This window comes from Pseudoalteromonas sp. NJ631 (genome assembly GCF_000276645.1).
In the GTDB taxonomy this organism is placed as follows: Bacteria; Pseudomonadota; Gammaproteobacteria; order Enterobacterales; family Alteromonadaceae; genus Pseudoalteromonas; species Pseudoalteromonas piscicida.
Genome location: NZ_AKXJ01000013.1, coordinates 16,361 through 30,790 on the forward strand (window position 1 = coordinate 16,361; position 14,430 = coordinate 30,790).

The 14,430-nt window shown below is 43.3% G+C and carries 10 protein-coding genes; 7 read left to right on the forward strand and 3 right to left on the reverse strand.

Annotation, left to right across the window (positions count from 1 at the left end; translation table 11 throughout):
* Positions 1-97 precede the first annotated feature (97 nt).
* Entirely contained in the window at positions 98-2,626 is a 2,529-nt protein-coding gene (locus A587_RS0118095) for a TonB-dependent receptor domain-containing protein (RefSeq protein WP_017218719.1), read from the reverse strand.
* 685 nt (positions 2,627-3,311) lie between these two features.
* Between A587_RS0118095 and A587_RS0118105 the strand changes: the two genes are divergently transcribed.
* Entirely contained in the window at positions 3,312-3,893 is a 582-nt protein-coding gene (locus A587_RS0118105) for a hypothetical protein (protein ID WP_017218721.1), read from the forward strand.
* A 113-nt stretch (positions 3,894-4,006) separates the two neighbouring features.
* On the opposite strand, the gene A587_RS0118110 is transcribed toward A587_RS0118105, so the two are convergent.
* Together A587_RS0118110 and A587_RS0118115 are read right to left on the reverse strand one after the other, a co-directional pair.
* Positions 4,007-6,232, reverse strand: coding sequence for an EAL domain-containing protein (locus A587_RS0118110; RefSeq protein WP_232288089.1), 2,226 nt, complete (start codon positions 6,230-6,232; stop codon positions 4,007-4,009).
* Positions 6,233-6,580: 348 nt separating this feature from the next.
* On the reverse strand, positions 6,581-6,925 hold the full coding sequence (locus A587_RS0118115) for a VOC family protein (protein ID WP_017218723.1): 345 nt from the start codon (positions 6,923-6,925) through the stop codon (positions 6,581-6,583).
* A 168-nt stretch (positions 6,926-7,093) separates the two neighbouring features.
* Between A587_RS0118115 and A587_RS0118120 the strand changes: the two genes are divergently transcribed.
* The 6 genes from A587_RS0118120 (at position 7,094) to A587_RS0118145 (ending at position 14,390) form a co-directional block, all read left to right on the forward strand.
* On the forward strand, positions 7,094-8,890 hold the full coding sequence (locus A587_RS0118120) for a glycoside hydrolase family 3 protein (RefSeq protein WP_017218724.1): 1,797 nt from the start codon (positions 7,094-7,096) through the stop codon (positions 8,888-8,890).
* Between the two features lie 12 nt (positions 8,891-8,902).
* Positions 8,903-9,703: a D-glutamate cyclase family protein gene (locus A587_RS0118125; protein WP_017218725.1), complete on the forward strand. Its 801-nt coding sequence runs from the start codon at positions 8,903-8,905 to the stop codon at positions 9,701-9,703.
* 9 nt (positions 9,704-9,712) lie between these two features.
* On the forward strand, positions 9,713-10,441 hold the full coding sequence (locus A587_RS0118130; protein WP_017218726.1) for a 5-oxoprolinase subunit PxpA: 729 nt from the start codon (positions 9,713-9,715) through the stop codon (positions 10,439-10,441).
* Between the two features lie 62 nt (positions 10,442-10,503).
* Positions 10,504-11,037 (forward strand): GNAT family N-acetyltransferase, encoded by a 534-nt coding sequence (locus A587_RS0118135; protein WP_017218727.1) that lies wholly within the window; start codon positions 10,504-10,506, stop codon positions 11,035-11,037.
* Complete coding sequence (locus A587_RS0118140) at positions 11,034-11,570, forward strand: GNAT family N-acetyltransferase (RefSeq protein ID WP_017218728.1); 537 nt, start codon at positions 11,034-11,036, stop codon at positions 11,568-11,570. The genes A587_RS0118135 and A587_RS0118140 overlap by 4 nt, the downstream gene beginning before the upstream one ends.
* A gap of 108 nt (positions 11,571-11,678) precedes the next feature.
* Positions 11,679-14,390 carry an Ig-like domain-containing protein gene (locus A587_RS0118145; RefSeq protein WP_017218729.1) on the forward strand — a complete coding sequence of 904 codons (2,712 nt, stop codon included), beginning with the start codon at positions 11,679-11,681 and terminating at the stop codon, positions 14,388-14,390.
* Positions 14,391-14,430: the final 40 nt, after the last annotated feature.

Here is a 14,430-nt window from a genome sequence, read left to right on the forward strand (position 1 = left end):
CGCCAGACTCACATAGAATAACTATGCTACGCCGGCTCCACCTTGTATAAATACCAATCAAACTGCTGCAAAAACAAACTTGAAAGAACATTAGGCCCTAAAAATTCAGCGTCAGTGAGGCGCTGATGGTGCGTCCTAAGATCGGCCGAGCATAGTAATAGTCGTATCCTGCTTGAACATCGTTGATGGCACGCGGGTTTCCTTCGGTTAACCCGAGCTCATCACTGATATTGGTCGCTTTCACGTGCAGTGCAACTGCGTCGGTAAAGCGATAATTCACGCCCATGTCGATTGTGGTGTAGGCAGGAAGCTCAAACTTGTTCTCACCGTCTGAGTAACGCTCTCCTAAATGGTGAATAGTTAAATAGATATCACCGTCGTCAAAGTAGTAGGTTGGCGTTAACCGAAGCTGCACTTTAGGTGTGCGCTTCACTTGCTTGCCTTCCCAATGTGCAAATGCCCCGGTAAATCCTTCCATTTTTGGGTCTTGTAACACGCCTGTCAGCTCAAGCTGTAAATTGTCATGCGCCTGCCACACTGTTTCAAACTCAAGACCATCGGTGACAGTGTCTATCGTTTGATTCGCCACCTCACCATCGCTGCCGGTAAAATTACGTTCCACTAAGTCATTAAATTTAGTTCTAAACAGGGTCAGTGATGCACCAATTGAATCGCCAGCATAGCGAGTACCCAATTCGCTAAAGGTTAGATTAACGCTGTCATTAAAGTCGGCATCAACCCCTGAGTGAATGTTCTGACCAAAGCTCATTAACCTTGGCATTTCAAATGCGTCGGCATAACGACCAAATACTGACACATCATCCGAGAAGGTATAGTTGAATCCCACCGTCCATGCGGTTTCAGTTTCACTACGAGTTTTTGACAGGAATTTGTTTGACGGCATGTCGACGTAATTGTTGGCAAGATTGTTATCTATGTCATTACCAGCGCTGTCAAAAGCGCCCGCAACAGGCTGTGCAAATGTGGTTGCGGAGGCGGTGCTATCTAGCTCCAACCACTCAATCCGAACCCCGCCATCAATACGAAGGTTATCGGTTGCTTGATATTGTTCATTGATAAATAAAGAGTTGGAAGTACTGGTACCAAAAGCGGTTGCCTGACCCCAACCAGGAGCATAACCCGTTGAGCCGTGGTCAGTTAGTTGACCAACCACTTGCTGATTGCTGTTAACTGCAACAATATCGAGTAATCGAGCATTGTCTTTTACTTCCGTTAAAAACTGCGATTCCCATTTATCAACTGGCAAGGAGTCCGCATCTACATAGGCAAATAACCACCCTATGCTCAGCGTGTGCTGATCACCTTCATAGGTAAAATTGAGCTTATTAACAAACTGCTCAGCATCATAGCGCGAATAAAGCGGGTAGCTTGTGGTGACTAAGCCGTTTCCGTTTAAATTGCTGACATCTGTCAGTATTTCACCACTATCGACATATCGATACCGTGCGGCAACGGCGCCATCACTGGCAAACCGGTCCAGCATATTTTGCACATCTTGCTGCCCAAGTCGGGTATTGGCATTGACGAGCGTCGAGTTATCGAAGTTAAGCAAAATATACATGTCGTTTTCAAACTGTGAGTAACGGCCAGCTGTATTTAGCAGCCAACGGTCGCTTAACTCCCAGTCTAAGTGATAGCCTAGCGTACTAAACTTGGTATGCTGCCCATCTTTAAGGTCTCGTGTTTTATAGCTGCCATCAGGCTGTAAATAGTGTAAAAAGCGCTGACCATTACCAATTAAGGTGCCATGTTGTGGGTCGACACCAGCAATGCCTTTAGGGTCACTTTGATCTCTAAGCGGAATAGGCACAAAGAAAGTGGTATGGTCATTGAGGTGTTTGGCAGACAGCGTGAGTTGGCCTTTATCAAACTCACGCACTAAATTGAGTCGAAGTTGGCCGCCGTGATCTGCGGTAAACTCTGTGTCTCTCACGCCATCAGAACGACGATATGAGCCACCTATCGACATTTTCCAGTTGTCACTAATGGGTGTGCCATAAAAGAACTCGCCGCGATACATGCCGTAATCGGCAGCAGTTAGGCGGATCGTCGCTTCTTCAATGTCATCTGGTTTACGGGTAATAAAGTTTACTAATGCCGCGGGGCCGTTGGTGGTTAGTAGGCCTGAGGTGCCCCCACGAACCGCTTCCATATGCTCAATCGTGATATCTTGACGCTGATAAAAATCAACCCAAACGCCGTCGTACACCACAGGTAGCCCATCTTCTTCAACGCCGATATAACGGAAGCCTTCACCGCCACGTAGTCCTCTAGGTGCAACATTATTGTTGGTTTCACCACCTGAATCTTCAACCCAAAAGCCTGGCACACTTTCCAGCAGATCCGCCGTACCTAGAGGTGCTTCTCGCGCCAACTGTTCGGCATTTAAGGTGGTAATTGAGACAGATGATTCCAACTTAGTTTGGCCACGCCCACCGCTGCCAGTGACGACAATTCGCTCAAGGTCGAGTAGTTTCTTTTTTTCTGTATTTACTTGAGCGTCTTGTGCTTTTGTTTGTGCAAGCGCGGCTTGCGAACCCAATAACGCGCCACTGATAGCAAGCGCAATAAGGTGTTTGTTATAACGAGATGTATTGTTGCTCATGGTATTCCCTTCATTCTTGTTGTTGGCAGAGCAAGTGAGTGAAGCTCTGTAAATCTATAAACGAACGAAGGGAAAGTTTTAGGAATATTTTTAAGCAAATAAACAAAGAGAAGTAACTTTTTGATACTAAGAGGCAAAAGATAATATCGCCAAAGGTTATAATTTCAATGTAGTAAATTGCTGTATTCTGTTACTTGACAATTGCAATTTTTAGAACTACATACCATAGACTCATAAGGAAATAAAAAACGCCTTCATGAGCCGCCCCACTTGCGCATATAAACAAGGTGAAAGCTTCGTTAGCTTGCGGGTTTCAGTGGGTATTTAACCTGAATTTTTGTACAATTAACGATAAGGAATTCTGTTATGAAAGTATTATCCACTTTAATTATACTAGTATTCAGTGCTTGTGCATTGGCAACCCAAACTACAAATGAGCCTTCCATTCAAACTCAAGTTGAACTAGATAATTTACTTATCAACAATCAGCAACCAATTCATTTAAACTTGGTGTCGTCAACCAGTAGAACTCCTCCTTCGTGTGACTGGAGTGAGTGTGTTGACAATTGTGATGAATCTCGAAAAGATTGCCTCAAAGGTAGCAACTCTTCTAAGTGCGGCCCTATTTATGAGCGTTGTAAAAAACGCTGTAACAAGCGCTGTAAATAGAAGCAGGCATTAGAAAGTGATATATATAGGATATAGTATATTTGCCTTAGTACTGGGGTGCTTTATTGGCGCGTCAAATACCCCAGTCGTTGCTTCCTTCTTTGCTGTTGTCGCAGCTTTATTAGGTACTATTTTTGGCGTTATTAAGATTGAGGTTAATTCACCGACTAAGCAGAAACTTAACTTACTCGGTGCATTAATTGCAATATTTTCAGTATCATTACTCATTGGCGCAATCATTGGGGAAAAATATCGAAACTATGAAATACCACTAAAGCAAAAAATAGTTCCGTGGGAAGGAAAGCAAGCACCTTCTAATACGTATGAAGCGCTCGACTGGATAATAACCGCTGAGAAACTCTCGGCGCTTGGATATAGCACGAATCAAATATCAGAATTGTATGACATTAGGCTAATTGAAAAAGTAAGACTGGAAAAAGTCATTGCTCAAGAACAAGAAAGTCGAAATGACTGTTATTCACTTGAAAATACCGCTATATATAACCAATCAAATCCATTTCACACCATGCTTCCGGATAATTTAACAACACCGAAAAAAGCCGCAGCAAGAGGCCCTGCTAGTGAGAAAGACAATTAATCGCTCTGGGCTTAGCTTTCAGAATTAATAATTTCTCATCCAGAAATTAACGAAGTGTTAGGCAGTTAGCAGGTGGTGCACTTGGATTTATGCACCAACAAGAACCTTCAAAACTAATTTTGACCTAATCTGCGCCGCTCTACGCTCATGTGGGTAATGAGAATCGGGGTGATCTCTGACTCTGGGGCGGGAGCAAAAAGGTGGTTGCCTTGGATAAGGTGACAGCTATTGAGATTAAGAGACTTAGCTTGCAACGCGGTCTCAACACCTACCGCTACACATTCTACATCCAAGCTCTTTGCCATCTGTACAATCAGTTTTGCAATATCATTTTGTGAGGCAACCGACTGAGGGGTAGCAAGGAAAGCCGGTGGAATTTTAATGGTTTCAAACGTGAGCTTTTGCAAGTACAGCATGCTGGTATGCCCGACACCAAAATGATCAATTGAGATCCGCATACCAGTTTGCTCTAATTCCGCCATCACTTCCGGTGCTTTATCAAGTAGCTCTATCAGGTCAACTTCTTTGATTTCTATTTCAATTTGTCGAGATGGCAACTGATGTTGCGCAGCCTGCTCCATAAAGTTTTTTATTACTGTTTTATTGGTGAGTTCAGCAAGCGAAAAATTAAAGCTAACCACGAGATTATCGTACTTGTAAAACCATGTTTTCATCGCCTGAAAGGCCTGTGTTCTGAGCTGTTGCCCAATTTCTACCATCAGATCGCCATCACATGCCGCTTCAAAAAAGTCTTCAGGTACCAACAATTGTTCATCTTGCTGCCACCTTGCGAGCACTTCAAGTTTTTTAATCTTGCGGGTATGCGCATCGACAATAGGCTGGTAATAAGGAATAAACTCTCGATTATCTAACCCCTGAATGATCCGACTTTCTTGCACTAAACGCTGCTCAGACTCGTGATCTAGGCGTGCGTTATAAAATTGAAACTCCGTTTGTGTGGCTTTTTTAGCTCGATACATTGCGGTATCAGCATGCTTTAACAAAGCTTCCGTGTTGTCACCATCATCAGGGTAAATTGCAACGCCAGCACTCACCGTGGCTTTTAGGCTAACTTGGCGCAAACAATATTGTCCATTAACGCTACTCAATACTTTACTCACCACCTTACGTACATATTTTTTATCTTGGATCCCGTCAATGAGTAACACAAATTCATCGCCTCCCATTCTGGCAACGGTATCGCATCCTCGAATTTGCTGAGTTAATCGACTCGCAATTTCTTTGAGTAATAAGTCACCATAATCGTGCCCCAGTGAATCGTTGATTTTTTTGAATTTGTTGACGTCAATAAATACCAAAGCAAATTGGTGACTCATACGCTTGGCTCGTTTACAAGCCTGCACTAAACGGTCATGAAGCAATAAGCGATTGGGTAGTCCAGTTAATGCATCGTGATGGGCAAGGTGATTCATTTTTTTCGCCATTAATCTCGACTCTGTCACATCTTGAAAGACCATTACCGTGCCAAGGTAGCTGCCATCTTTAGCTATAATAGGAGAGAAGGAATCTTGGATAGCAAAGGTAAGACCAAGATGATTGGTGATGGAAGTGAGTTCAGGTAAACAAATGGTATGGCCTTGCTTTAGGCAAAGCTCAGGAAATTTATTGACCGAAGCTTTGGTTTCTTCGTGATACATAGACATAACATCATCAAATCGCCGCCCGACCACTTCTTCATTTAACATCGCGAGAATGGCTTCTGTGACAGGGTTAATATAAGTGATCACGCCATTTACGTCTGTACAGATCACGCCATCACCAATAGAGCTCAGCGTCACTTCGAGCAATTCTTTTTCTTCTTCTAGTGCCTGAGCGAGGCGATTTTCTCTGTTGCTAGAATTAAAATAACAGAGATATCCTGTAACGGTATCCGCGACTTTAATTGGTAAAGTAACAGGACTAATAACTTTGCCACTGTGTTTGGTCGTGCAATTACCATAGCTTTGCGTTACGAGCGCTTCGAACATGCTTGTTGCACCACTCTTGGCCTCGCTATGGATATTACCGCTCACCGCAATTAAATTTTCAAGTTTTAACCCTATTACTGAGCTGCCAACACCCAATAAGGATTGCATTTGCTCATTGGCTTGTAGGATAACGCCGTCGCTGTCTAACATCATTTGTGGCACGCTAGAACCATCATCAACCATAATTTTTTTAGTATCTTGTACTTGCCACCAAAGCAGTGCTACAAACAAAAAAACTAAAGCGCTGATGGCAATAAAAGTAATAGGCAACAATAAGAATAGGCCCAATTTATCGGCCATAAGCATGGTTAAGGAGAGTAAAATACCAACAACTAAGAATATCCGTCTCATTGCCTAATCAAACCTAAGTATGGTGAAGATGCATTTAGCGGTGTTTTGTACAATGATTGCCCTTGCCACCTGCACTTCTACGCTAAACCTAAACCCATTAGATAAGTCTATTGGCTGATCACGCAGTAAGTAGGTATCAAATACAAAGAGATGTTTGCATCAGTGTTTAATAACTATTGTTCACAATAGCAACGAATTCAAGTTTTTATCTGTTCTGAAAACGAAAGATTATTGCAGCAAAACCTCAGTATTTACGTGTACTGTAAAGGGGCTTTACAACACACCGTTTGGTTATTTAAGCTGAGGTTTGAATAAGGAATGTGTTAACCAATTATTTTTAAGCTCAGGTTATTTAGACCACACTGCAAATTCATTGCCGCTCGGCTCAATAAAGTGAAAGCGACGACCGCCAGGAAATTCAAATATAGCTTTGCTTATCTCTCCGCCTGCTTGCTCTACTTTGCTTTGCACGGCTTCCAACTCATCGCTGTATAACACTACGAGCGCTCCACTTTGCGCTTGTTTAGAAGACACATCGGCTCGGAAAAAGCCGCCATCAAGGCCTGAGTTTGCAAACGCAATATAATCTGGCCCGTAAGATTCAAATTGCCAGTTAAACACCTGCTCGAAGAAAGCTTGTGTTGCTACTAAGTCTTTTGCTGCTAATTCTACATAGTTTATATGGTTGTTCATTTTTTATTCCTTTTAAAATCTGTGCTTCATTTATGCTGTTATCGCCTAATAGAAAGCATTTTGTAGTCGCTTCTAAATCAATGTTAAAGTGTAGACAATTTTATTCAGCGTTTATTATTGATTGTGCGATTATTATCTCTGCTCACTACTTTAGGAACTATCACATTCATGAGTTTCATCACTTCAGCTCACGCAACAGCAGCACAAGTGCCACTGACCACTTCGCAAATGCTTGGACAAAAGCTTATGCTCGATTTCCGCTATTACTGCGTTGAAAGCAAAAAGCCAAGTGGAGATTGTAGAGCAGCGATGACAACTTTACCGCCTGAGCTGTCCGAATTGATTAGTAGATACGACATCGGCGGCGCTATTTTGTTTGCCGAAAATGTGCAAAACACCGCGCAAATCGTCAGTCTAACCAATGCTTTGCAAAGTGCGGCACAACAAAGTAAAAGTCAACTTCCTTTATTTATTGCCATCGATCAAGAAGGTGGCCGAGTTGCACGAATAAATCGTGAACAAGCAACGTCGTTTACCGGCAATATGAGTATTGGAGCAACCTATCCAAAACAGGGTGATACATACGCAACCAAAGTGGCAAGCGCAATTGGAAAGGAGCTAAATAGCTTAGGGATCAACGTAAACTTCGCCCCAACAGTAGATGTGAACAGCAACCCGAACAACCCGGTGATCAATGTGCGGTCATTCTCGGAAAATCCGGAAGTGGTCGCCAAATTAGGTCTTGCTCAGGTAAAAGCTTTTGAGGCCGCAGGTGTACTTTCTGCGCTAAAGCATTTTCCTGGCCACGGTGATACACATGTTGATAGCCACACGGGACTACCTCGTGTTGATCACGACCGCGACAAAATTAACCAGCAAGATTTATTGCCCTTTGCCGAGATAATCAAAGCATCGCCTCCTGGCATGATAATGACTGCCCATATTCAATATCCGGCGCTCGACAACAGTAAAGTCGTTAATTCTCAAGGTGAGAGCATGATAAGGCCTGCTACTATGTCTTATCAGATCATGACACAACTACTAAGACACGAGTTGGGATACCAAGGCGTGACCGTCACCGATGCGCTAGATATGGCTGGGATCAGCGACTTTTTTAATCCAGTCGATGCAACAATTGAAACGTTTAATGCTGGCGTGGATATCGCGCTAATGCCTATTGCTATTCGCAATCGAGCAGACATCAAACGCTTTGAGCAATATATGGCTCAGCTAGCTGAGGCGCTTGAGACCAATAAACTAAACCAAGAGCAACTTAGCAGTTCTATGGCACGTATCGCTAAGCTCAAAACAAAGCTGCCACAATCAAGCGCTTCTTTGGCCATTGCCAATTCAACGCTGGGCAATCCAAGCCATCGTCGTTTAGAAGCAGAGCTTGCACTAGCAGCTATCACCGAAGTAAAAAACGATGGTGTATTACCGCTTAGAGATAACGCACAAGTTGTTCACCTTATCATGCCTGATAGGCAAAAATGCTTTGCGCTTGAACAAGCATTACAAACATACAGCAAAAACTCGCTGACACTTTCTTGTACAAGCCAACAAGCCTACGACCCGGACATTGCACATGATGCAATTAAACAGGCCGACGTGATAATCGCCGCACATGCATCACCACCACAAAGTGCAGTAGAAATTGGCGGCATGGACGATGTGAAAAAGTTACGAGAGCATGGGGTGGCGCGTAATGTACAACCCGCAGCGCTGAAAGCATTACTGCAATACGGTCAGCAACAGGGTAAAAAGCAGCTATTTATCAGCCTAAGAGCACCATACGAAATTAGTACCTTTGGTCCTCTTAGTAACGCAGTATTAGCAAGTTATGCTTATAATGTAGACGTAAATCATGATAAAAAAGTAGCTGGGCCTGCCTACACGGCGCTGGCCAAAGTGATTTTGGGAATAGCGAAAGCGGAAGGTTCACTGCCTGTTACAGTAAACCACTAATTGGAGGAATCTATGGATCCCAGTGCTTCTTTAAGTGCACCTCATGCAATAAGAAAAATGATCAAGGATGGTGATTATACGGGCCCTACTAAAGGGTTCGTGCCTGGGTTCACACAATGTAATGTGATTATTTTGCCACAAAGCGAAGCATATTCATTCTTTCGCTTTTGTGAGAGTAATCAATCTGTTTGCAAGCTGATTATTCCGCCCAGCGAGCCGGGCAATTTTAACTTTGACACTTTAGGGAAAGATATAGACATTCGCTACCACCTCCCCAAGTATCAGATTTTAAAACATGGCCAGCTCGTTCAAGAATGTCACAATATAGAAGAGCACTGGCGCGACGACTTAGTTACCTTTGCTTTTGCCAGTTATCTTTCTTTTGACAACTTACTCGCGCAGTATGGAATCAACCCGCCATCGGCGAATCCAACCACGCCTTTACCACTCTACATCAGTAATTTATCTTGCAACTCAGTAGATAAGTACGAGGCGAATCAAATACTGGCGATGCGCCCATTAACCAAGCAAAATCTTATTAGTGCCATTCAAGCGGCAACACTGAGCCGACTTCCCTATGCGTTACCACTTCATTTTGGTGAACCTAATGAGGTCGGGATCAAAGATCTTAGCAAGCCCAATTTTGGCGAGCCATTGACTTGTAAAGAGGGGCAGATTCCGGTTTTTTGGGGTTCCAGCCTAACAGCTCAGTTAGCCATAGCAAAAGCGGCACCTGAGTTTTGTATTATGAATAGTCCACACCATTTATTGGTGACAGATAGACAAGATTTAGAGCTTGCAGTAACGAAGTAGGAAATAAGCATGTTATTAAATTGCGACTTAGGTGAAAGCTTTGGCGCTTGGAAAATGGGGTTGGACGAACACGTAATGCCACATATCGACATGGCCAATGTCGCTTGCGGTTTTCACGCAGGAGATCCTGATGTACTCGCGCAAACACTCAAGCTGGTCAACACGCATCAAGTGGCGCTTGGCGCACATCCAAGCTATCCAGACCGCCAAGGGTTTGGCCGCCGCTCAATGCAACTCTCAGAGCAAGAGATCATCAACGCCTTACATTACCAAATTGCCGCAATTGAAGGGATGGCAAAGGTGCAAGGCTTGACGCTAAGTTATGTAAAACCACACGGTGCGCTTTATAACGATATGATGAAGTCACAAAGGTTATTAAGCTGTGTTATCAAGGCCATTTCACACTACCCAAGTGAGCTTAAGCTGATGGTGCTAGCCACTGCGCAACAAGCAAACCACCAACAACTCGCCGACGACTATAAAGTATCACTGATTTTTGAGGCCTTTGCCGATAGGCTTTACACTGATGAAGGCTTACTTACTCCCCGTTCTGAAGCGGGCGCAGTGCATAACAAATCAGCGCTACTTGCACAAGTTAAGCAATTACACCAGCAAGGCAGTGTCACGACTGCAAGTGGGAAGTCACTTTCCTTACGCGCCGATACCTTATGTGTTCACGGTGACAATGAGGCGAGCATTGCCTTAATTGAAGAAATAAGAAACGTGATAAATCAATAATTTGTGATAGTCTGGCCGTACATGTTTAATAAGTGAAAGTTAACAAAGCGAAAGGACTTTACATGCAGCTCACAACAGAAAGACTTACCTTAAGACCCATACTTAATACAGATTGGCCGCTTTGGTTAGAACTTCATCAACAACCAGATGTCATGCGTTTCGTCGGTGAAATTACCGATGAAGCTACGCTGCGTGATAAATTTAACCATGGTTTAAGCGCCGGACTTGGGCAGTGGAACAAAGAAGATAACACTTGGCTCACCTTAGTGATTGAAGAAACGGCCACAGCGACCCCAATCGGGCTACACGGATTTTTAAGTATGTGGACACCGTTTCAACAGGCCGAGTTAGGTTTTATGCTCTCTCCCGAATTTCAAGGAAAGGGTTACGCCTTTGAAGCGTCTAGAGCCGTCATTGATTTTGCCTTGCACGAATGTAATTACCACAAGCTCATCGCCACCGTTACCCAAGGAAATCATGCCTCTCACCATCTACTCAAAAAACTAGGATTTGAGCTTGAAGGCACGCTAAAACATAACTTCCAAATTAACGGCGAGTGGGTAAATGACGAGAAGTTTGGATTATTGAGGATATGATCCGTACAGCAAGAACAAAACTTGTTGCACTCACTTCAGAGTATGCTGAGAAGCTTGTTACTTATCACTTAGAGAATCGCGATTACTTTGCACCGTGGGAGCCGTCTCGACCAGAAAGCTACTACTCAATGGACTATTGTTTGGGTCATGCAGAGCAAGCCGAACATGCCGCACGATCCGATACCGCTTATCACTTTATTGCGTTATTGCCAGAACGGCCTCAGATAGCGGGGCTATGCAGCTTCACCCAAGTTGCACGAGGTCCGTTTCAAGCTTGTTATTTAGGCTATTCCATAGCATCACAATTTGCGGGTCAAGGCTATATGACCGAGATCTTAGAAGCTGCAATCTCACATATGTTCGATCAGCGAAACATGCATAGGATCATGGCAAATTATATGCCCAGCAACGTGGCAAGCGCGCGAGTGTTGCAAAAACTAGGCTTTGAACAAGAAGGCTATGCTAAGCAATATCTGCGCATTGCTGGAAAATGGGAAGATCATGTTTTAACAGCCAAGCTAAGAGCAGAATAAACCCCGCGTTGACTATTTTTACATTCATTAACACCAACCTCTGTACTTAAAGACCCTAAAAAGGGTAAGTTTTTAGTAAGTATATTGTAACAATCAGAGAAAATAATAATGAATAAAAAAATATTTCAACTCTCTTTAATCAGCTTAGGGTTAGTACATCTGAGTGCTTGTGACCTTTTTGGCGGTGATGATAAGAATACTCCACCAGAAATCGTAACCGCAATCGAAGCAAGTATTGGGGAGCGGAGCTTCCTAAGTGGTGGGGTGACAATTTCAGACAGTGATGGATCAATTTCGTCTCGCACTATAAAACAAACTTCAGGGCCAGACGTCATCGATCTTACCTTGGGCGATTCTAGTCTTTCTTTTACTGCACCAGAAGTCACTGAAGATACCAAAGTAGCCTTCTTGATAACTGCTACAGATGATGACGGTGATAACACAGAAAAAGAAGTTTCTGTCACCATCAAACAAATAAATAGAGCCCCTCTAATTACCGGTTCAGAACACAGTCTTGAATATAACAACACCTTAGAATTTACTTTAGATGTAAAAGATGAAGATGGCGATGCACTGGAGGTCACTTTCGAGCCAGCACTTTCGGGTGTTGTTGAATTAATTAATGCAACAACGCAGACATACAGCTATACCCCAACTCATAACAACATAACTAAAGAGATTTTGCACTTCGGCGTGAGCGATGGCGACCTCACAAACTCTGCAGAAGTTCAGATAGAAATTATCGATACAACAGCACCACGACTAATGACAAGTTTGCCAGAGTCCTCAGCGACTCGGGTTAGCTTAACAGGTGAGATACAGTTACACTTTGACGACAATATGTCCGCGTCTTGGTCAAGTGAAATTGGTACTTCAGAGTGTAATGGCGCAATTCATCTAAGAGAATCTGGTAATCAAACTTGCGTAGAATTTTCAGTAGGACAAACACAGCAAGAAGATGGATACGCTGTTTCTTTAACACCAATTGAATCACTTAAAGCTGGCACTGAATATGAATTAACCATCTCAGAAACGGTGACCAACTTTTATGGGACTGCCATCGCCCAAGCTGAAAAGCTTACTTTTGTTACTGGACAGAAAGATTTGCTTATCACCGAGATTTCATCGTCTAGGTATATCGATGATAATCGCTGGGTAGAAATCTACAACGGTACAGACGAAACTATCGATTTGAGTAATTATCAACTCGTTGCCGAAAGCATCGAGTTGGAAAACTACAATGATGGCGGCACTAAAGTCTTTCCGTTGAAATCACAGCTACTTGAACCGGGCGAATATATCGTAGTGCAAAATGAACATGGACCTCAAACATGGCAGCGCAGCGTTACAAGCTCTAATCAGTTGATGCTAGTCGGCGATGGGAAGTTTGCACCAGCATGGTATATATCTGGGTATGTCGAATTACAAAACAAGCAAGGTGAAACGGTTGATTTTGTCCGTTTCGGCGAAAGTGATAAAGCACCGGCAACGCCTTCAGAATGGCAAGAGAGTGCCGAGTTATTACCAGTTTCAAATCAACTAGGTCAAAGCCTTGTTAGAACAAGCCTATTAACAGATACCAATTCGATTAGCGATTGGCAATCTGCCGCCTTTTTTACACCTGGCGGCAATAATGATGTGCTCTGTGATAAAGATGAGGACTTAGATGGAATCCCTGATTGTTCAGAGCAACCTGGTGGCACATTCGCAGGCCTACCTTTGTACGAATGGGGGGCAAGAGCCGGCGTCAGAGATATTTTCATAGAAGTTGACTATATGGAAAGTAATGATGCAGGTATTACGCCTCACAAACCCGCACTCGACAAAGTAAAAGCGGCGTTTGCTGCTCAAGATATCGCAGTGCATTTTGACGTGGGTAATTTGTATCACCAAGCAGAAGGCTTATCACCTGAACAACATGATTTAGGAGGCGGCGAGCAGATCCCCTTTGTACAAACCACAACCTTTGTAAGTTCAGAGCAAGCGCCGAGTATTCTTGATCACAAAGCCAAGCATTTTGATCTTAAACGCCGACCGATTTTTCATTATATGCTGATGGCCAACAGCCAAGAAGCAGACGGCAGTGGCGGATCTTCTGGCTTAGCTGAATTATTTGGCAACGACCTTATTATCTCGCTGGGGAATTGGGGACTGAACTTAGAATCAGAACTTATGACCAATGTGACCTACAACTACCAAGCAGGAACGATTATGCACGAATTAGGGCATAATCTCGGTTTGTATCACGGCGGCAATGAAAATACTAACTTTAAGCCAAATCACTTTAGCGTGATGAATTATTTATATCAACTCAGTGGCTTATCAACCATTGGCAATAACGAAGGCGATCGATACTTACGTCGCTGGTTCCGTAAAAACGAAAACTGCTTTCCGGAAGGCTCTGCAATTTTAAACGGCCCGACAGATGATATTACGAACTTTGTTATTGACTACTCTCATGGTAAAAACCTGCCATTAGACGAAGCCAAATTGGACGAATCAAAAGGCCTTAATAATCCCAACTCAGAAGCCATTGATTTCAACTGTAATGGCAGCACTTCTGATGTTTTAGTGGACTTTAACCTCAATGATGACAGTGAAAACACATCCATTTTGACTGACTACGATGAATGGTCAAGTTTAATACTGAATTTTACACGCTTCTGGAGCGGTGCGAACAGCGGTCATTCGAATCAAACGACTGAAATGCGTCCTAAACGGTCCATCATGCATACCGACATTCAATTAGTACATGAGGAAACGGCACCACCGAAAGCGGTATTTGAACAAATTAAACATTGGTCAAACTATCAACAATAGATATAACGCACGAATAGGCCCTAGTTTGGGCCTATTTTTT